Origin of the sequence: Paenibacillus sp. VCA1, assembly GCF_031583795.1 — a bacterium.
Lineage (GTDB): Bacteria > Bacillota > Bacilli > Paenibacillales > Paenibacillaceae > Paenibacillus_AQ > Paenibacillus_AQ albilobatus.
On the sequence record NZ_JAVLSX010000005.1, the window covers coordinates 232,740 to 251,681 of the forward strand.

At 54.5% G+C, this 18,942-nt stretch carries 18 protein-coding genes; 15 read left to right on the forward strand and 3 right to left on the reverse strand.

The window, feature by feature from the left end; translation table 11 throughout:
* Nucleotides 1-126 precede the first annotated feature (126 nt).
* The 3 genes from rimM (at nucleotide 127) to RJP21_RS12940 (ending at nucleotide 2,823) form a co-directional block, all read left to right on the forward strand.
* On the forward strand, nucleotides 127-645 hold the full coding sequence (gene rimM / locus RJP21_RS12930; RefSeq protein WP_160037352.1) for a ribosome maturation factor RimM: 519 nt from the start codon (nucleotides 127-129) through the stop codon (nucleotides 643-645).
* A gap of 4 nt (nucleotides 646-649) precedes the next feature.
* Nucleotides 650-1,399: a tRNA (guanosine(37)-N1)-methyltransferase TrmD gene (gene trmD, locus RJP21_RS12935; protein ID WP_310859888.1), complete on the forward strand. Its 750-nt coding sequence runs from the start codon at nucleotides 650-652 to the stop codon at nucleotides 1,397-1,399.
* Between the two features lie 68 nt (nucleotides 1,400-1,467).
* The gene (locus tag RJP21_RS12940; protein ID WP_310859640.1) at nucleotides 1,468-2,823 is read left to right on the forward strand and encodes a dipeptidase; all 1,356 of its coding nucleotides are present in this window, start codon (nucleotides 1,468-1,470) and stop codon (nucleotides 2,821-2,823) included.
* Nucleotides 2,824-2,908: 85 nt separating this feature from the next.
* Here the strand turns inward: RJP21_RS12940 and RJP21_RS12945 are convergent, their stop codons facing one another.
* A complete protein-coding gene (locus tag RJP21_RS12945; RefSeq protein ID WP_310859641.1) occupies nucleotides 2,909-3,850 on the reverse strand; it encodes a helix-turn-helix transcriptional regulator in 942 nt (313 codons plus the stop codon).
* A 373-nt stretch (nucleotides 3,851-4,223) separates the two neighbouring features.
* On the opposite strand from RJP21_RS12945, the gene RJP21_RS12950 reads away from it, so the two are divergent.
* Nucleotides 4,224-5,183, forward strand: coding sequence for a GNAT family N-acetyltransferase (locus RJP21_RS12950; protein WP_310859642.1), 960 nt, complete (start codon nucleotides 4,224-4,226; stop codon nucleotides 5,181-5,183).
* An 89-nt stretch (nucleotides 5,184-5,272) separates the two neighbouring features.
* On the opposite strand, the gene RJP21_RS12955 is transcribed toward RJP21_RS12950, so the two are convergent.
* Nucleotides 5,273-5,824 carry a winged helix-turn-helix domain-containing protein gene (locus tag RJP21_RS12955; RefSeq protein WP_236575318.1) on the reverse strand — a complete coding sequence of 184 codons (552 nt, stop codon included), beginning with the start codon at nucleotides 5,822-5,824 and terminating at the stop codon, nucleotides 5,273-5,275.
* Between the two features lie 167 nt (nucleotides 5,825-5,991).
* Nucleotides 5,992-7,272 (reverse strand): MFS transporter, encoded by a 1,281-nt coding sequence (locus tag RJP21_RS12960; protein ID WP_310859643.1) that lies wholly within the window; start codon nucleotides 7,270-7,272, stop codon nucleotides 5,992-5,994.
* A 404-nt stretch (nucleotides 7,273-7,676) separates the two neighbouring features.
* Between RJP21_RS12960 and rplS the strand changes: the two genes are divergently transcribed.
* The 11 genes from rplS to sucC all read left to right on the forward strand — a co-directional run bounded on the left by rplS (nucleotide 7,677) and on the right by sucC (nucleotide 18,920).
* Nucleotides 7,677-8,021, forward strand: a complete 345-nt coding sequence (rplS, locus tag RJP21_RS12965) for a 50S ribosomal protein L19 (RefSeq protein ID WP_127599436.1) — start codon at nucleotides 7,677-7,679, stop codon at nucleotides 8,019-8,021.
* A 152-nt stretch (nucleotides 8,022-8,173) separates the two neighbouring features.
* On the forward strand, nucleotides 8,174-8,794 hold the full coding sequence (gene lepB, locus RJP21_RS12970; RefSeq protein WP_160037356.1) for a signal peptidase I: 621 nt from the start codon (nucleotides 8,174-8,176) through the stop codon (nucleotides 8,792-8,794).
* Nucleotides 8,795-8,844: 50 nt separating this feature from the next.
* Nucleotides 8,845-9,711 carry a ribosome biogenesis GTPase YlqF gene (gene ylqF, locus RJP21_RS12975; RefSeq protein ID WP_160037357.1) on the forward strand — a complete coding sequence of 289 codons (867 nt, stop codon included), beginning with the start codon at nucleotides 8,845-8,847 and terminating at the stop codon, nucleotides 9,709-9,711.
* A 315-nt stretch (nucleotides 9,712-10,026) separates the two neighbouring features.
* A complete protein-coding gene (locus RJP21_RS12980) occupies nucleotides 10,027-11,196 on the forward strand; it encodes a polysaccharide deacetylase family protein (protein ID WP_310859644.1) in 1,170 nt (389 codons plus the stop codon).
* A gap of 107 nt (nucleotides 11,197-11,303) precedes the next feature.
* Nucleotides 11,304-11,924: a ribonuclease HII gene (locus tag RJP21_RS12985; protein WP_310859645.1), complete on the forward strand. Its 621-nt coding sequence runs from the start codon at nucleotides 11,304-11,306 to the stop codon at nucleotides 11,922-11,924.
* Between the two features lie 75 nt (nucleotides 11,925-11,999).
* Nucleotides 12,000-13,958, forward strand: coding sequence for a hypothetical protein (locus tag RJP21_RS12990; protein ID WP_310859646.1), 1,959 nt, complete (start codon nucleotides 12,000-12,002; stop codon nucleotides 13,956-13,958).
* Nucleotides 13,955-14,269, forward strand: a complete 315-nt coding sequence (locus tag RJP21_RS12995; RefSeq protein ID WP_160037361.1) for an EscU/YscU/HrcU family type III secretion system export apparatus switch protein — start codon at nucleotides 13,955-13,957, stop codon at nucleotides 14,267-14,269. Before RJP21_RS12990 ends, RJP21_RS12995 begins: the two co-directional genes overlap by 4 nt.
* Nucleotides 14,254-14,637 (forward strand): YraN family protein, encoded by a 384-nt coding sequence (locus RJP21_RS13000; protein WP_310859647.1) that lies wholly within the window; start codon nucleotides 14,254-14,256, stop codon nucleotides 14,635-14,637. The genes RJP21_RS12995 and RJP21_RS13000 overlap by 16 nt, the downstream gene beginning before the upstream one ends.
* 163 nt (nucleotides 14,638-14,800) lie before the next feature.
* Nucleotides 14,801-16,387 (forward strand): YifB family Mg chelatase-like AAA ATPase, encoded by a 1,587-nt coding sequence (locus RJP21_RS13005; protein WP_310859648.1) that lies wholly within the window; start codon nucleotides 14,801-14,803, stop codon nucleotides 16,385-16,387.
* Nucleotides 16,388-16,592: 205 nt separating this feature from the next.
* Nucleotides 16,593-17,141: a hypothetical protein gene (locus RJP21_RS13010; protein WP_310859649.1), complete on the forward strand. Its 549-nt coding sequence runs from the start codon at nucleotides 16,593-16,595 to the stop codon at nucleotides 17,139-17,141.
* A 618-nt stretch (nucleotides 17,142-17,759) separates the two neighbouring features.
* Complete coding sequence (gene sucC / locus RJP21_RS13015) at nucleotides 17,760-18,920, forward strand: ADP-forming succinate--CoA ligase subunit beta (RefSeq protein WP_160037364.1); 1,161 nt, start codon at nucleotides 17,760-17,762, stop codon at nucleotides 18,918-18,920.
* Nucleotides 18,921-18,942 lie beyond the last annotated feature (22 nt).

Genomic DNA, 18,942 nt, shown 5'->3' on the forward strand with positions numbered 1-18,942 from the left:
GAACATGCCGCCGGGCAAGCGGCGGTTATTTGTTTTATATGCCGGATTTTGTTTTTTTGAAAAACGCCGAGAGACGTTTCCGTCTCGGCCTTTAGGCCGAAACCGCAATAAACGCAGGAGGAAAATATGCCGCAAACACTTTTAAATGTAGGCAAAATCGTAAACACGCATGGAATCCGGGGCGAGATCAAGGTATTGCCGCACACGGATTTTCCCGAAGTGCGCTTTGCCAAGGGCAGCGAGCTTTTGGTCGTCCCGCCGGACGGAAAAACGCCGGTGCCCGTTACCGTTCAAACCTCGAGATTTCATAAGAATATGTACATCGTGAAGTTGAAAGAGTACGATAATATTAATGACGTCGAAAAATTAAAGGGCGGCATGCTGAAAGTGACCGGGGAGGATTTGGTCGAACTGCCCGAAAACGAGTTCTACTTCCATGAAATCATCGGCTGCGAGGTCGTGACGGACGAAGGACGGGAACTGGGCGTGATCACGGAAATTTTGACGCCGGGAGCCAACGATGTCTGGGTCGTGCAGCCGAAATCGGGCAAAAGCATCCTCATTCCGTACATCGACGACGTCGTGCTGGACGTCAACGTCAAAGACCGGAAAGTGCTTGTGCATCTCATGGAAGGATTGCTGTAGCATGATGAAGGTGGATGTGCTGACATTGTTCCCGGAGATGATGGATGGCGTGTTTCGCTCGAGCATTCTCGGAAAAGCGCAGGAAAAAGGCATCGTCAGCTTAAACGCCGTGAATTTTCGCGAGTATTCGAGCAGCAAACATGGCACCGTGGATGATACCCCATACGGCGGCGGCGGCGGCATGGTGCTGAAGCCGGAGCCGATTTTTGCGGCGGTCGAGGATTTGCTGACACGTACCTCCGCCCCGCCGCGCGTTATTCTGATGTGCCCGCAGGGCGAGACCTTCACGCAGCGGAAAGCGGAGGAGCTTGCCCAGGAAGAGCATCTTATCTTCATCTGCGGCCATTATGAAGGTTATGATGAACGAATCCGCGAGCATCTGGTGACGGACGAGCTGTCGATCGGCGACTATGTGCTGACCGGCGGGGAACTGCCGGCCATGGTGGCCATCGATTCCATCGTGCGTCTGCTGCCGGGGGTGCTTGGAAACGAAACCTCCGCGGTGACCGATTCGTTCAGCACGGGGCTGCTCGAGTATCCTCATTACACCCGTCCAGCCGAATTCAGGGGCTGGAAGGTGCCCGATATTCTGCTCAGCGGACATCATGCCAACATCGAGCTTTGGCGCCGCGAGCAGGCCTTAAAACGCACGCTGGAGCGCCGTCCGGACCTGCTGGAGAAGATAGAGCTTACCGATCAAGACCGCAAAGTGTTGAAGCGGCTGCGGCAGGAGAAGCAGGAAGGCGGCCGATAGGCCGTGTTCCTGCCTGATATTATGACGGCCCGCTCAGTTTAAATTCATCTTTTAAAGGAGGAATATCCATGGATTACAAAAATTATTTCCAGGGCAATAGAGACAAACATTTGAACGAATTGAAGGAATGGTTGTCGATCCCAAGCATTTCGGCATTGTCCGAGCATAAGGGGGATGTCAAGCGGGCGGCTCAATGGCTGGCCGATACGATGACCCGCGCCGGACTCGAAAACGTCACGATCCATGAAACGAAAGGGCATCCGATCGTATATGCCGATTATATGCATGCGGAAGGCAAACCGACGGTTCTGGTTTACGGCCATTATGACGTGCAGCCGGTCGATCCGCTCAATCTGTGGCAAACGCCGCCGTTCCAGCCCGACATCCGCGACGGGAAACTGTACGCCAGAGGCGCGACGGACGATAAAGGCCAACTTTTCCTACATATCAAAGCGGTAGAAGCTATTCTTGCCGAAGAAAAAGAGCTGCCCATCAACATCAAGTTTTGCGTCGAAGGCGAAGAAGAAGTGTCGAGCCCGAACCTGCCGATCTTCCTTGAAGAACATCAAGATATGCTCAAAGCCGACGTGGTGCTCATTTCCGACACCTCGCTGCTCGAAAAAGGAAAACCGGCGATCTGCACCGGCCTGCGCGGTCTCTGCTCCCTGGAAGTGGCGTTATACACCGCCAATACGGACCTGCACTCCGGCACGTACGGCGGCGGGGTTCCAAACGCGTTGCATGCGATGGTCAGCCTGCTGAACTCCTTGCATGACGAAAAGGGACGGGTCAGCGTGGAAGGTTTCTACAAAGGCGTGCTGGAGCTTACGCCGGAGGACCGCGAAGAATTCAAAAAGCAAAACGTCGACGAAAACAAGCTGAAACAGGATTTGGGGCTCGACGAGCTGTTCGGGGAAGAAGGATTCACCTTTGCCGAAAGAACGGGAGCGCGGCCTACGCTTGAGCTGAACGGGGTATACGGCGGCTTCCAAGGCGAAGGCAGCAAAACGGTCATTCCGAAGGAAGCGCATGCGAAAATTACATGCCGTCTCGTCGGACATCAAGATCCGCAGGACATTCTCGACAAAATCGAAAAACATATCTACAGCCATGTGCCTACCGGCGCGAAAGTCGTCGTGACGCCGATGGAAAAAGGAAACCCGTTTACGATCGACCCATCCACGCCGGTGCTGCAAAAGGCTGCGGATGCTTATGAGCATGTCTATGGCACGCGTCCGGTATTCACCCGCGACGGCGGTTCGATTCCGATTGTCGAAACGTTCTCGCGTGTTCTTGAAGCTCCTGTCGTGTGCATGGGCTTTGGACTTCCGGACGAAAACCTGCATGCGCCAAACGAGCATTTCAACCTTGAAAACTTCGATCTGGGTCTGCTGACCATCGTCGATTTTCTCAAAAGGGTGTAATAACGCCTGAAACATAACTGCCGCTTAAGCAAAGCGAACCTTTGCTTAAGCGGCAGTTTTTCATTTGAAGCGCTGCAGGCCGGATTTACCCGTATTTGGTCATAAGGCCATCGAGAACCTTTCGGATGTGCAGCCGGAGCTCCGGAGCGCCTTTTAATTCGGCTTCATCCCCTAATCCGATCATAAACTTCGCAAAAAAATCCAGTTCGTTTTCCGGCATGTTTCCTTCAAGCCAGCCGCTGCCGTCCTCCCGCCTATGAAGCATCGGTTCGGCCCAAGGTTCCGCTTCGCAAATCTGAACCCCGACAGGGGTCAACTCGGCCAACAGGGGGATGCAATGCTGATCCGAGCGGTGTGCCGGCTCGCGGTTTTCGAATTGGATATGGCGAAGGTCCCGGGGCGGCGTTTCCGAAGGAAAGGCCGAACGGATCCGGTCGCACCGGAAGACGCGGAAGCCGTCGGTTTGATAGCAATACGCGGGACAATACCATAACCCGTTTCTCGTGTAGATGCCGATCGGCTGGATGTCGCGCTGGGACCGCTTTTCCCGGGAGGCGTATTCGATCTTCAGGACCTGCTGGCGGATCGCCGCATCCAGCAGCATGGCCAGATGCGGGGAAGCCGCCTGCCTTTTTGGCGTGACGAAATCGATGCGTTGTTTCATCTGGTCGATGCGATCCTGCGTGTCCTCCGGCATGTAGTGGTAAAACTTTTTCAGCGCCGAGGAAGATTCCGCTGCAAACGGCAGGGACGTATAATGGCGGAGCGCATGAACGGCAAAAAAGACCGATACCGCTTCTTCTTCTGTAAACGCAATCGGAGGCAGCATTCTTTCGTTCAGCACCCGATATCCGCCGTGAGGCCCGACTTCCGAATATAAAGGCACGCCCAGCTCGCTCAGCTCCTGCAAATCGCGCAGGATCGTCCTGGGCGATACGCCGAAATCGGAAGCCAGCTCCTTGACGGTAAAGCGGCGCTTCCGGTTAACGGCCATCATAAGCTCCATCAGTCTTTTGGATTTGGACATCGTTTTTCTCCATCGGATTTGACGGGATATTCGGATACCCCGATCCGTTTTTTAAAAGATTTTTTGATCATGACAATAGTTGTCACTATTATGAGCTAAACGGATCCCAAAGTCCAGAAGGACCTTGCGGCATCCTAAAATAACGAAGGAGATGATGGGGATGTCTTATGAACGGTCGCTGGGCGCCGTCGTCGTGTTCAAACACGGCTGCGGATGTAAATACCTTGCAGATAAGCCGAACATCCGGCATATGTGAATTACCGCAAATAGGTTGAAGTATAGAGGGATATCCAATATAATTTCAATATGAAATAAAATTTTATTTTAATATCCTATTTATGAAATATTATTCTGATTTTCGGGAGGACTTAACGTGAAATTCATACCGCTTCATGAGGATTGGCTGGCTTCGATGTGCGAGCTTTGGAACCGGGAGCTTGGCGGACTTTTCCCGATGCGCGAGCAGCTGATGCGGCAAAATACGTTTCAGGATCAAAACATGTACGTTGAAGGCTCCAGGCTTGCAGTCGATGACGAGGGACGGTTGGCGGGTTTCGTCATTGCGAAATTGTGGCGGGAGCGGCAGCGCGAAATGACGCTTGGCGACGGCGGAGGTTGGATTCAGGCGATTGTAGTCCGCAGCGATGCAAGGGGGCAGGGCGTCGGCAGCTCGCTGTTGGAGCAGGCCGAACGGGCGCTGCAAGAAGCGGGCGCGAAGCTGGCCTACGTCGGCCGGGACCCGTGGCACTATTTTCCTGGAATTCCGCATGAGCTGCCTGAGGCCAAGGCATGGTTTGCGCGCCGGGGATACGAAGTATTGTACGACGTCTATGATTTGGTCAATCGGTCGGGGGAACACGAAGGACGCCAGCAATATGCCGAAGGGGCTTATGCCCGCCTGCTCGAAGCCAAGGACCGTGAAGAAATGCTGCGCTTTTTCAAACGCTGCTTCCCCGGACGCTGGCTTTACGAGGCGGAAACATATTGGGAGCGCGGAGGCGAAGGCAGGGAGTTTGTAGGGCTGTTCAAGGGCGAAGAAATGATCGGTTTCTGCAGGGTGAATGACGACAAATCGCCGCTGATTGCCCAAAATACGTACTGGGCGCCGCTGTTTGACGGCCCGTTGGGCGGGATCGGCCCGCTGGGGGTTGACGACCGTTTCCGCGGAAAAGGCTACGGCCTTGCGATCGTGAAAGACGGGGTAGCAGAGCTGGCCGGCCGCGGCGTAAACAACCTCGTGATCGACTGGACCGGATTGATCGATTTTTACGCAAAACTCGGATTTACCGTATGGAAGGGCTACGATCTGGCTAAAAAAGACTTGAAGCAGTAAGGTCCCCGAACGATATCAAAACGTGGATAATAGGACAACCCCCTTGGCAGCATGCCGAGGGGGTTGCGTTTTGTCGCCGCATATCCGGTTTAGTCTTCCATCCACTTGGTAATCGTCGTAAAAATGCTGTATTTGACCTGGTCCGGATGTTTCCGTTTATGATGCTCTTCCAAGAACCGATTGATTTTTTCGAAAAATTCCTTCGCTTCCTCTTCGGTCAAATACACCTCGGAATTGGTCAAATTGCTGTGGGGTTTATCCAGCGTTTGAGCTTTTAAAAATCGCTGCTTGTTATCCTCGTACAAATCCGATAGGAGCTTTTGCGTCTCCGATATAAAAATCTTTTTTGCGGCTTCGTCCGCGCCGTCGTCGCGTTTGATCCGCACCGCCCCTTTGAACGGTTCGTAATATTTGGCGTTGATGCCGTTGATTTCTTTGGTGCTTACCAATTGGAGCAGTCCGATGCTTTCCAGCTTTTTGGCGTGGTAGTATACCTTGGCCGGAATCTCGCCCATGTCGTCGGCAATTTCCTTAATGGTCGCGGGGTGATCCATCCGCTGGAAATGGCTTAATATTTTCATCCGGTAGGGGTCGGAATAAATCCGGATTTCCTCAATCGTGCTAAGTTCCTTCGTTTCCAATACAATCGCACCTCATTATTTCATGCATTTACGTTCAGCGTATTTTGCCAATAAGACTATTATATAGCCCGAATGGATAAAGCACAAAGCATGTTTGTTCAAAACGGCGCATATTCCGGGGCCGATGTTTCCGCTTGAGGCAGGATGGAGGTGCGGGCGCCGGCGATTTACAGGCTCATAAAACTTTTTTGCGTCAGAAGCGCCAGTCCCGGCAAGATCATCAGCAACCCGAAAACGAGAAATACCGTGTTTGTGCTCATCCAGCTGCCGGCAAAACCGGCGATGACGCCGCCGAGAGGGATGGTGCACGTCGCGATCATGCCGGACAAAGCCCCGATGCGCCCAAGCATGTTCTGCGGCGTAACCTCCATCGTATACGTCGATATCGGCGTGTTTACGAACGAGATGGCAAAGCCCATGCCGAAGCTGAACAAGGAGGCTGCATAAAGCGGATATTTGGCGATAAACGCCGGAAAATAAAGCAGGCTGTAGGTCACCCCAAGCAGCAGGAAGCCAAAAACGATCAGGGTGCTTTTTTTGTAGCGGTTTCCCTTTTGGCTGATCCAAAGGCCGCTCAAAATCATGCCGACCACGAGCGTAATGCCGAGCAAACTGAGCCCGAACGGTCCGGCATGCAGCACTTCCTTCACATAGACGGGCTGAAGCACGTTCCACGGACAAAGGCAAAGGTTCACGAAAGCGCCCGCCAGCATGGTCAGCAGAATCAGCCGTTTTTTTCCGACGAACCGCAGGCCGGACAAAAATTGTTTCCAATACGAGCTTCGGCTGTCCTCTTCGGTATCTCCGTGCGGTTCATCCGCAGGCTTTTCCGCCGGATTGGGCCGAATGAAGAAAAACAGCAGCGCTTCGATCAAAAAAGTCGCGGCATCGATCACCATCGTGCCGGAAATGCCGACAAAGGCGATGAGTCCGCCTGCGGCGGCCATTCCGCCAAGCTCCGCGGTCCGGGAGACGGAGGAGGTCAACGAGTTGCCCGTCAGCAGCAGCTCCTTGGGCAGCAGCCTGGGAACCAGTGACATCTCGGCCGGAGTCGAAAAACATTCAAAAGTGGAGTTCAGCACAGTAAACACGAACAAATGCCAAGCCTCAAGATGGCCCGTAAAATAAAGCAGTGCGGTTAACGTAACGGTGGCGCCCCTCCCGGTCCCGGCGACGATGACGACTTTTTTCTTGGACCAACGGTCCACCAGTACGCCGGTAAAAGGGCTGAGGGCAATGCCCGGGATGAAATTGACCGCAAACAACGTCCCCATCAGCACTTCCGAGCCGGTCAGCATGTAAACCATCCAGCTGTACGCGATCGAATCGACCGAATCCCCAAAACGCGAAATGATTTTTGCGGCGATCATGATCAGATAAGACGGGTGTGCGCGCAATGCCCGGATGCCCTGCCTCGGCTGTGATTGAACCAGAACCGTTTCCCCCATGTTCACAACTCCATTCAACTTTTATTAATGATAAAATATTTTTAACGTTAGATTTATTTTATGAATTATCCGGCAAATTTCAAGAGGTTTTTGGCAAAACGTTAAAATTTTTTTGACGACGATGAAGCTTGGATGAACAACGGCTCTGGCGGCAGTCTCAGTCGCTGGGCGGAACAATTTTAGGCATTAGATGAAGCGAAGCGGAAACCGCGGCTTTTTGATTCGCAACGAAGAGCCGAAACTTCGCCGGAAGGCTTGTTCAATTTATTGTTGCAAACGCCGATGCGGATATGATACAATTAACGCTGTTGTGTGGAATACGGTGGTCCGCTGCGGATGATGAAGGAGAACAGAGGGTTTTCCGGAAGAGGCAAGAACACCTGTACGGAAGGAGGGAGTCCTAGATGAATATCCTACAAGCGATCACTCAAGAACAGCTTCGTAAAGATATCCCAAGTTTTCGTCCTGGCGACACTTTGAAAGTGCACGTTAAGGTAATCGAGGGATCTCGCGAACGTATCCAGTTGTTCGAAGGTGTTGTTATTAAACGTCGCGGTGGCGGAATCAGTGAGACTTTTACGGTTCGTAAAATTTCTTACGGTGTTGGTGTGGAAAGAACGTTCCCGATCAACTCGCCAAAAATTGAGAAAATCGAAGTGGCTCGCCGTGGTAAAGTGCGTCGTGCGAAGCTTTATTATCTTCGTGAACTTCGCGGTAAAGCAGCAAGAATTAAAGAAATTCGCCGTTAATATGCGGTGCAGCGTAAAGGGCTTGATTTCAAGCCCTTTTCGTTTTAGGATAAGAAATGTTACGGCTCCGTATAGGAGCTTTTCTTTTCGGCAAAAAATGAAAATGCGCGCAAGCTCATGAAAAAGATGATGCGAGGAGAGGACGGTGACGTATGCAGCAGGACATTCAGAATGACGGGGCGGAGTTGCAGGAGCAGGATCAGAAACCGCCCAAAAAAGCGAAAAATGAAGTTGTGGAATGGCTAAAAGCAATCGTGATTGCTCTTATTCTGGTGGCTCTCATCCGCTGGCTTCTCTTTAAACCGTTTATCGTGGACGGGCCGTCGATGCAGCCGAACTTCCATACGGGTGAACGGCTGATCGTAAACGAAATTCTATACGACATCCGGAAGCCGCAACGCGGAGAAGTCATTGTGTTCCATGTGCCTTCCGAAGGCAAGGATTTCATCAAGCGGGTCATCGCCGTCGCGGGCGACACCGTCAAGGTCGAAGGCGATACGGTGACGGTCAACGGGAAACCGGTCAATGAAACCTACATACAGGGTGCGATTGACGAGAGCCATAAAGAGGGCAAACTGTATAATGACAAGGACTTTCCGAACAGCGCGTTCCCGGACGGGAAGGTGCCGGAGGGCCATGTCTTCGTGATGGGCGACAACCGTTCCGACAGTACGGACAGCCGGATGATCGGATATGTGCCGCTGAGCGATATCGTCGGGCGCGCGGATTTGATTTTCTGGCCGATCAAAGACGTTCAATTGATCAAACATTAAACCATCCACCGGTCTAGCGGCTGGTTGTAGGCAAAAATGAGGTGATGACGGTGACGATTCAATGGTTTCCAGGTCATATGACACGAGCGCGCCGCCAAATACAGGAAAAGCTGAAGCTGATCGACGTGGTCATCGAGCTGATCGATGCGCGTCTTCCGCTGTCCAGCCGCAATCCGATGATTGACGAAATACTGCAGGGCAAACCGCGGCTGATCATCATGAACAAAGCGGATCTTGCGGATGCCGCGGTCACCAGGGAATGGCAAAATTATTTCAAGGAGCAGGGACATACAGCATTCCCGGTCGACGCCTCGACCGGAACCGGCGTGAAGGATATCCCGGGCCAGCTGAAGCTGCTGCTGAAGGAAAAAATCGACAAGCAAATCGCCAAAGGCATGAATCCGCGGGCGATCCGGGCGCTGATCGTCGGCATTCCGAACGTCGGCAAATCGACGCTCATCAACCGGCTGGCCGGACGCAGCATCGCCGCGACGGGCGATCGTCCGGGGGTGACCAAAGGCCAGCAGTGGATCAAGGTCGGCGGCGAAATCGAGCTTTTGGATACGCCGGGCATTTTATGGCCGAAATTCGAAGACCAGAACGTCGGCTACAAGCTGGCGGTCACGGGGGCGATCAAAGAGGAGATCCTGAACGCCGAGGACATTGCTTTTTTCGCCGTGAAATATTTGGTCGGCTATTATTGGGATGCGTTCCGGGAACGCTTTGAGCTGGACGAGAACACCCCGCATAACCCGGATGACAGCGACGAAATCGTGGCCATCATGGAAGCGGTCGGCCGCAAGCGCGGCTGCCTGGTCAGCGGGGGACGGGTCGATCTGGAAAAGGCTTCGAGAACGCTGCTGCGGGAGCTGCGGGCAGGCAAAATGGGCCGTTTTTCCCTCGAATCGCCATATTGAAACGAAAATAACGCAGGCCGCCGGAAGGCGGCTTTTTGCGTTGAAGCGAGTCAACCAAACGGTTGGCTCTTTTTTTTGAAATCCAAGTTCCGGGAGCTCTGCATAGTAGCTGAATCCGTTTCGAAGCCAGGCATGGGAGTTGTGGGGGGGATTGCAAATACGGTCTGGTTTTTTAGGGGGGCATCGATAGACGGTTTTCTTAATATATAAAATCAAAGGCGATTCCATCTGCGGGAACCGGAAGAAAGGTGAATGGCGGAAATTTGGCGATATAGCCATCTGAATTGCGAGTCTGAAGCATAAGGGGAGAGGCGTTTGAAGCGGAAACGGCGGATCTATGCAGGAGCGGGTGCCATAGTTGCGGCAGTGATGTTCGCGGGAGTAAGCGGAATGCTGGTCTGGAGCTTCGGAGCCGGAGATCATGCATCCGCGCCGCATGGAAGGGCAGCGACTGCGGCCGCCCTGCCGGAACCCCGCGTGGCGACGAACGGGACGGAAGGGCAAACGGGAACCGGACCGGCTGCGGCCCGAGCGGAATCCGCTGCTGGAAAAAGCGCGATGACGCTTCAGGACACGTCATTTCAACAGGAACACCCGGCCCGGATTTATTACCGCGATAAGGTCATCGCGCTGATGTATCATGAGGTGACGCCCGGCCAGAAAGACAGGCAGAGCCTCGATGTCGTCAAGTTTGAGCGGCAGTTGAGCTTGATGAAAGAAAGCGGATTTCAATGGATTACGATGAAGCAATACGCGGCGTTTGTGTTGCATGGCAGTCCGGTGCCTCCCAACGCGGTGCTGATGACCTTCGACGACGGCTACGAGTCGTTTTACGAATACGCGTACCCGCTGCTTCTCAAGTACCATGTGCCTGCGACAAGTTTTCTGATCGTCAATACGGTCGGCAATCCGAAACATGCCGGCATTCCGAAGCTGGACTGGGAGCAGGTGCGGGAGATGCATGCCAACGGCGTCGATTTTTACAGCCATTCCTTCGATTCGCATAGGTATGCGCCTTTGGATGCCGCCGGAAAGCGTTCGAAGGCGGTATTAAGGGGACCGGTCTGGAACGCGCAGCTTGGCCGCAAGGAAACGCAAGGGGAATACGCCGCGCGCGTGCGGCGGGATTTGGAACAGGCCAATGCCGTTTTGCGCGAAAAGCTAGGCAACACGATGCAAGTGATCGCTTTCCCTTACGGGGTGTTTTCGCCTTCGCTGCTGCGCATATGCAAGGAGCTCGATATGCAGGTGACCTTCACGGTGATGCCGGGCATCAACCGGCCGGGCGGATTAAACGGATATCGCCTTAATGCCGGCGGCGCGGACAACGATCCCGAAAGTTTGATCGCGCTGATGAAAATGGGGGCGGTACCCGCTTCGAATCAAACGAAACCGGGCTCGGGACGATCCGGGGCGAAGTCCCCGGCAAAGCCGCCGATAACGGCGAAGCCCAAAACCGGCGGCATGCGAATCGCAGCAGAATAATGGAAAATGCCGTAAAAGTCATGCGCCCTGGCTGCGGATCAAGTATAATATTTTAGAATGGAAGCTTGGGAGACGGGGAAACCGTCCGTGGGAGCAGGAGGAACAACATGACGGACTTGTTGAAGCATGAAAAAGAGCATTGGGAACAATCCTATCAATATATCGCGGGCATCGACGAAGTCGGGCGCGGCTGCTTGTTTGGGGATGTGGTCGCCGCAGCCGTCATCCTTCCCGCCGGTCTGGTATTGGAAGGCGTAGACGATTCGAAAAAATTGAGCGAGAAAAAACGCGAAGCGCTGTTTGAACAAATTATGGAACAGGCGGTGGACGTATCGGTCGGTTATGCGGACGCGGAGACGATCGACCGGATCAACATCAAGCAGGCGGCCAGGCTGGCGATGAAAAGGGCGGTTCTCGGGCTGGCCGTGGCCCCGGACATGCTGTTCATCGATGCGGAAAAGGTCGATGTGGACCTGCCGCAGCTTTCGATCATCAAAGGAGACGCGACCAGCCAGTCCATTGCGGCGGCATCGATTATCGCCAAGGTGACGCGGGACCGGCTTTGCAAAGGGGAATGGGAAGCAAGGTATCCCGAATACGGAATCGCGATACATAAAGGTTACGCCACCAAATTTCACCGCGAGCAAATTCTTGCCTTGGGTCCGACGCCGATGCACCGGCGCAGCTTTTTGAAAAATCTGGAGGTCGTGCAGGAAACCTTGTTTTAAGGCGATGCTTCACAGCCGGGAGGCCGGCGCCGATATATAGAAAAAAGGGTTCTCATGATTGAAGGAGGAAGCGGCGTGAATATCGGTTCGTTGATTCGCGGCCTGCTTGGCGACACTAAACCGGGGGAAGCCAGGCAGCTGGAGATGAAAACCGGCCAGGTGGTCAGAGGCATGGTGCTCAGCGTCTCGGAAGACGGCCAGGAAGCCGTCGTACAGATTCAGGGAGTCAAGGTAAGGGCGGTGCTCGAAACGCCGCTGCAGGCAGGCCAGGCGACGCTTTTGCAAGTGCAGCCGCCTACGGCCGGCGGGATGACCGTTTTGAAGCCGTTGTCCGATTCGCCTTATTCGTCGCTGCCGTCAAAATCGGTTGCCGACGTGCTGAATGCGCTCGGGCTGGCGGATACGGACGACAACCGGGCCATGATTCAGGCGATGCAGGCAAGCGGCGTGCCGCTGACAAAGGAAAATGCCGAGCTGTTCAGCCGGATGCTGCAGCAAAAGCCTGCCTCCGTTCCGGTCGCGGAATGGGTTCAAGCCGCCGCGATTGCGCTGCAGCGGGGTTTGCCCGTGACGGGGGAAAGCGTCCGCGGGCTGCAGCAGGCGGTGTTTGGCCCCCAGGTTCACGAGCTGCTGGCCGCGCTCGAAACGCGGCTGGAAGAGGCGTTGGCCGCATCAGGGCAAGGCAAACCCGCGGCGGGACCGGCGGCGGGTGGCGGTCATCAGGCCGCTTCGGCTGCCGCATCTGACGGCATTTTTACGCCTGCGGAGGCAAAGGAAGGGACAAACCCTGCTTCTCAGGCAAAAGGCACGGCGGCCGGCCTCGAGAACGGCGGAACGGCAGCGTTGAAGGCGGGAGCGGCCGAAGGCGATCCAGGCCTGCCCCCGCTGCTGGCCAAGCTGCAGCAGGTGCTTGGACAGCTGCGCGCGGCGCCCGCCCTGGCTTCGCTCCAGGGCGGCGGCGCGGCCGGCTCCGCTGGAGCGCCGGCCGCGGGAATGGCGCCGCCGCAAGAGTCGGCGGCGCCGATGGGCTCCGGCAGCCAAGCGGCGCCGGAGCAGCCAAAGACCCACGGCGCGGAGCCGTGGGTCGGGCGGCTTTTGAAGCTGCTCGGTGCGGAGCACGAGCAGCAGGGCGTGCGCGGGGCGATGCCGCCCGCGCAAACGGCGGCCGCGGCGCAAGGCGCGCGGCCGGGAGGCGCCGCACCGGCCATCGGCCAGGGTGCGGCGCCGGAAGCGGGCCCGGCTGGGCCGGGGCCCGCAACGGGCGGCGGCGCGGCAGGTGCCGCCGCCGTGAAGCCGCCCGCGTCCGCTAGCGCGGGCGGGGCGGGCCTGCAGCCGCCGGCGGCCGACGCTTCGGCTCCGGCCGTGCAAGGGCAGCAGGCCCGCCCGGTGGCTGCCGGTGTACATCTTCCGGCAGCCGCGCAGGTCCCGGCCCTCGAGACGGCCGGGACCCGCGCCGAGCATGCCCTGCAGGGCGCAGGTACGCAGCAGGACACGCTGAAGGGCGTTTTGCTGCAGCTGCTAAGCCATGACGATACGCCGCCGCAGCTGAAAGAAGCGGCGCAGCAGCTGGTTTCCCATTTGACCGGGCAGCAGCTGCTGCTGAACACGGACCGGACCGCGCCTTTTGCCCAGGTGACGCTGATGCTGCCGCTGAACGGTCCGGACGGGCAAGAAACGGCGTCGGTTCAAATCCAGTCCCGCCGGGGAGCCAAAGGCGAGCTGGATGCCTCCAACTGCCGGTTATGGTTTGACCTGCAAATGAAACATCTGGGCCAGACGCTTGTGGATGTGCAGGTCGTCGACCGGATCGTCAGCTTAAAAGTGCACAACGCCCACGATTGGGCCGGGGAGCTGCTGGAAAACTACAGGGAAGACATCTCCGGAGCGATCGAGTCGATCGGATACCAGCTGCTGACCCTAAAGGCGGAGCCGATGCCGGTGAAAGAAACCGATTCGGAGTCCGGTTTCGCGGCCAATGCAGCGGTCAGCGATTATGTTCCCCAACGCTATAGAGGGGTGGATTTTCGGGTATGAACGAAAATGGACAGGAACCGCCCTATTCGATGAAAAAGGCGGTAGCCTTGAAATATAGCCCGGGAGAAGCCGCGGCGCCCGTGGTGGCCGCCAAAGGCCGGGGAAAGGTCGCCGAGGCGATCCTGGAAAAAGCCAAAGAGCACGGCGTCCCCGTTCAGGAGGACGCGGCGCTGGTGGAGGTGCTGTCCAAGCTGGATTTGGACCAGCAGATTCCTCCCGAGCTTTATCAGCTTGTTGCGGAGGTGCTAAGCTATATTTACCGGACAGACCGCTTGGCACGGGAAAGGGAGAGGGAATGGCTGAAGGAATGACGAGGGAAAAGGATAACCGGCGGGATAAAGGAGCTGCAGCCGAACAGGCTGCCTGCGACTATTTGGTTGGGCTGGGTTATGCCATTAAAGACCGCAATTGGCGCTGCCGCGGCGGGGAGCTGGATATTGTCGCCGAGCTCGGCCGTCTGCTGGTCATCGTCGAAGTCCGGAGCCGGAGCGGCAGCCGCTACGGCACGGCGGCCGAATCGGTCGATTACCGCAAAATCCGCCGGGTTCGCGGCATCGCGTCGACCTATTTGCATTATAAACAGCTGGAGGAGCGGGAGCTTCGGTTTGACGTGGTCGCGATTGAACTGGATGCGGCTTGGAACGCCGTGTCGCTTCAGCATATCGAAGGGGCTTTTTGAATGCGGGTTGCGAGGCGAATCCGATGCCTTGACTTTTTTCTGCCGCAATTTTACAATTTGATCATATCGATATTCGAAAATAAGGAAGCACCTTTTTTCGACAGGAACGTTGCTGCTATACGATTGCAGCGAAACGATCTGTTAGAAAGGGTGCTTTTGTCGTATGTACGGAAAAATGTACAGTGCATGTTTATACGGAATCGACGGGGTTCTTATACAGGTTGAGGTCGATATCTCGAACGGTCTGCCCCAAACGTCGATCATCGGTTTGCCTGATTCGGCGATCAGGGAAGCGGTGGAACGCGTCCGGGCAGGAATCAAAAACTGCGGTTTCACCTTCCCTCTGCAGCGGACGACGATCAACCTGGCACCTGCCGATTTGCGCAAAGAAGGCTCCGCCTTTGATCTGGCCATCGCCCTCGGCATACTGTGCACGAGCGGACAGCTTATCCTGCCCCAGGAGGAAAAGCTGCTGCTGATCGGGGAAATGGCGCTGGACGGGAGCCTGCGGCCGGTAACGGGCGTGTTGCCGATGGTCGACCGCGCCAAAAGGGAGGGGTTTTCCGCCGTCCTGCTTCCGAAGGATAATGCGGCGGAAGCCGCTCTAATCGAAAATATGAATATTTATGCAATCGGGCATTTGAATGAGCTGCTGGCTCTGGGGCAAAAGGAAGCCGGTCTGGCAGCCTCGGATAAAAACAGCCCGCTTCGTATTATATCTTTGGAGGGTTTGCGATTTAAAAGGGGCCTTCACCCCGACCAACAAGTGCACCAGGCGGAAGATTATGCCGATGTGCTCGGACAGCATCACGTAAAGAGGGCGCTGACAATCGCCGCCGCCGGCATGCATAACATTATGCTGATCGGTCCGCCGGGAACCGGGAAAACGATGCTGATCAAACGCCTTCCGACCATTCTGCCGCCCATGACGGAGCAGGAGGCGCTGGAGACGACAAAAATTTTCAGTGCGGCAGGGAAGCTGAAGGAACCGGCGGCGGGTCTGCTTCGAACCCGGCCGTTCCGCTCCCCGCACCATACCATTTCAAGCGGCGGTTTGATCGGCGGGGGAACGATTCCGAAGCCGGGGGAAGTCAGCCTTGCCCACCGCGGAATCCTGTTTCTCGACGAGCTGCCGGAATTTAATCGCCAAGTGCTGGAGGTGCTGCGCCAACCGCTGGAAGACAAATGCGTAACGATCAGCCGGGCGAGGGCGGTACATACCTTCCCTGCGAGATTCATGCTGGCGGCCTCGATGAATCCCTGCCCTTGCGGTTACCTGGGCAGCGAACATCCCGGCCATCCTTGCATATGCAGCCCGTCAAGAATCGCGCAGTACCGTTCGAAGATTTCCGGACCGCTGCTGGATCGGATCGATCTTCAGGTCGATGTGCCGAGGCCAAGGGAGTGGACGAGGGAGAAGTTCAGCCTTTCCTCGGCGGAAATGCGCGCCCAGGTTCTGGAAGCGCATGAAAGACAAATACAACGTTACGAAAAGCTCCAGATCAGCTGGAACAGCGAGCTGGCCGGGACCGCGCTGCGGCGGTTTACGAAGCTGGATTCGGATACCGCCGACATGCTTCATCAAACGATCGAGGCACTGGGTTTGAGCATGCGCGCTTACGACCGGATACTAAAGCTTTCCCGAACCATCGCCGACCTGGACGGAAAGGACCGCATATCGTCCTCCCACGTCGCCGAAGCCATCCAATACCGGAATTTGGACCGTCCCCAAAACGAAACGGTAGTCTAGAATCTCAACAAATCAATATTATTTTTTCGTTATCGCTGAAGGGCGCCCGTACAGGTTATTTCAGAGCTCTACGAAGGAAATGACCAAGCGGAATAAATCGTCATGAATGGCGGCCGCTTCTATCAGCGGTCCTCAACTTGGAATTGGCTGCCTATAACACCTATGGTAAACTTAGGAAAATGGCAACGGCACGAGGAGGATATGAATGAAAAAGCTTGCAATATTGTTTGCGGTTTTCATGATCATGACTAGCGCCTGCAGCGCCGGGAAGTTTTCGGATAAGTTCTCTCAGGATGATATGGCAATCGTTAAAGATGACAGTGGTAAAAAGGTGAAATACGGAATGAGTAGGGCGGAAGCCGAGGAAATATTGGGGAGCGGTTCAAAATCCGAAATATTAAATGCGGTTGAATATCCTCAGGGGGTAAGCCTATTTTACAGAAATGATACCGTAGCTGGAATCATACTTACTTCTGATTCGAAAGGCGTTTACAAGACAGCGCGCGGCGCCGAAACCGGAATGCTCAAAGAGAAAATTGAGAAACTGTATGGAGATCAACATACAAAGAGCGAATCGGGAAGGAATTTGGATTATGTTTATAATGCGAAAGATGAAAAATTCCTGATCAATGATCTACCTAAGAATGAAGACGAGGCACACAATACCTACGTTATTTCAGCTACGTTTGATGATAACGGGTATTCGGAACGGATTTTTCTGATGGATGCTAAATACGCGATCTACTTGAATTAAGACGGCGATTTAAGGAAGCCTTCTGAATTTGACATTTTAAGAATGGCTTGCATTATGCTCTCATTGATACAACCTTTTCCGAAAGAAGGTTATGGGGGATTCATGGTTGGATTATGAACCATTTTAACAGGTAAACGGTAGAGGCCGTTGGAGTTCAAGAAATGATTCAAGATCACATTTTAATAACATAACGTTTGCCGAAAACCATGAGAGTCATTCGACAAATGTTTGCTTCAGTGGTCATGTTTTCTTGGATGCAACGGCCATTTTGCGTTCCCTTGAAATGCGGTAATACTGAATCCATGAGATGATGTTAACAATGCTAGGAAAGCGGCAGGCGGGGACATCAGAGGTTTCAGAAGCAAAGCGGCAGAAAGCGTTTTTCATTTATCCGATCAGGGCTGAATGGCAGAAGAAAGGAATTCAAAACCGAATTAAATGTAAATAAATTCCAAACATTCTCTGAAACGGATTAAACCGATATCAAAAAGCTGTCGATATTCCTTCAGTTTATTAAGGTAAGCGTTTTAAAAACATGGTACAATAGCTTGGGTTTATATTATTTTCCAAGAGAAAAACCCGCCTTGTAGCAGTCATGTTGATAGGAGGATTCCGTAAATGAATATCCATGAATATCAAGGAAAACAGGTATTGAAGCAGTATGGGGTTGCCGTTCCGAACGGAAAGGTCGCTTATACGGTGGAAGAAGCCGTCGAAGCGGCAAAAGAGCTGGGCAGCCAGGTCACGGTCGTCAAAGCTCAAATCCATGCCGGCGGACGCGGTAAGGCAGGCGGCGTCAAAGTTGCGAAAAACCTTGACGAAGTCCGCGCTTATGCCGAAGAAATTCTCGGCAAGGTTCTCGTTACGCATCAGACAGGCCCGGAAGGCAAGGAAGTGAAACGCCTTTTGATCGAAGAAGGCTGCGATATCCGAAAGGAATATTACGTGGGCGTCGTCGTTGACCGTGCGACTGGCCGCGTCGTTATGATGGGTTCGGAAGAAGGCGGTACGGAGATCGAAGAAGTGGCTGCAAAAACTCCGGAGAAAATTTTCAAAGAAGTGGTTGATCCGGCCGTAGGACTGCAGGTATTCCAAGCGCGCAGACTCGCCTATGCCATCAACATCCCTAAAGAACTGGTAAACAAAGCCGTTCAATTTATGATGGCCCTTTATACGGCTTTCGTGGATAAAGACTGCTCGATCGCAGAGATCAACCCGCTGGTGGTAACGGGCGACGGCAACGTCATGGCGCTGGATGCCAAGCTTAACTTTGACTCCAACGCATTGTTCCGCCATAAGGACATTCAAGAACTTCGCGATCTGGATGAAGAAAACGAAAAAGAAATCGAAGCGTCCAAATACGACCTGAGCTACATCGCCCTAGACGGCAACATCGGCTGCATGGTTAACGGCGCGGGGCTTGCCATGGCAACGATGGACATCATCAAATACTACGGCGGCGACCCTGCCAACTTCCTCGACGTTGGGGGCGGCGCAACGACGGAGAAGGTAACGGAAGCGTTCAAAATCATTCTCTCCGACGAGCAGGTCAAAGGCATTTTCGTCAACATTTTCGGCGGCATCATGCGCTGTGACGTCATCGCCGAAGGCGTGGTCGAAGCGGCGAAGCAGCTTGGCTTGACCCGTCCGCTGGTTGTGCGCCTGGAAGGCACCAACGTGGATCTCGGCAAGAAAATTTTGGCCGAATCCGGCCTGAACATCGTTCCTGCCGATTCCATGGCCGACGGCGCGCAAAAAATCGTCTCGCTCGTAAAATAAGGACCTTTAAATAAGATTAGGG

What these genes read in the sequence shown, in the direction of transcription:
- RJP21_RS12985 (WP_310859645.1), top strand. Translation starts at nt 11,304, where the DNA reads ATGACGGACTTGTTGAAGCATGAAAAAGAGCATTGGGAACAATCCTAT.
- RJP21_RS13000 (WP_310859647.1), top strand. Translation starts at nt 14,254, where the DNA reads ATGGCTGAAGGAATGACGAGGGAAAAGGATAACCGGCGGGATAAAGGA.
- RJP21_RS13010 (WP_310859649.1), top strand. Translation starts at nt 16,593, where the DNA reads ATGAAAAAGCTTGCAATATTGTTTGCGGTTTTCATGATCATGACTAGC.
- trmD (WP_310859888.1), top strand. Translation starts at nt 650, where the DNA reads ATGAAGGTGGATGTGCTGACATTGTTCCCGGAGATGATGGATGGCGTG.
- rimM (WP_160037352.1), top strand. Translation starts at nt 127, where the DNA reads ATGCCGCAAACACTTTTAAATGTAGGCAAAATCGTAAACACGCATGGA.
- RJP21_RS13005 (WP_310859648.1), top strand. Translation starts at nt 14,801, where the DNA reads ATGTACGGAAAAATGTACAGTGCATGTTTATACGGAATCGACGGGGTT.
- RJP21_RS12945 (WP_310859641.1), bottom strand. Translation starts at nt 3,850, where the DNA reads ATGTCCAAATCCAAAAGACTGATGGAGCTTATGATGGCCGTTAACCGG.
- RJP21_RS12960 (WP_310859643.1), bottom strand. Translation starts at nt 7,272, where the DNA reads ATGGGGGAAACGGTTCTGGTTCAATCACAGCCGAGGCAGGGCATCCGG.
- rplS (WP_127599436.1), top strand. Translation starts at nt 7,677, where the DNA reads ATGAATATCCTACAAGCGATCACTCAAGAACAGCTTCGTAAAGATATC.
- lepB (WP_160037356.1), top strand. Translation starts at nt 8,174, where the DNA reads ATGCAGCAGGACATTCAGAATGACGGGGCGGAGTTGCAGGAGCAGGAT.
- RJP21_RS12995 (WP_160037361.1), top strand. Translation starts at nt 13,955, where the DNA reads ATGAACGAAAATGGACAGGAACCGCCCTATTCGATGAAAAAGGCGGTA.
- RJP21_RS12940 (WP_310859640.1), top strand. Translation starts at nt 1,468, where the DNA reads ATGGATTACAAAAATTATTTCCAGGGCAATAGAGACAAACATTTGAAC.
- sucC (WP_160037364.1), top strand. Translation starts at nt 17,760, where the DNA reads ATGAATATCCATGAATATCAAGGAAAACAGGTATTGAAGCAGTATGGG.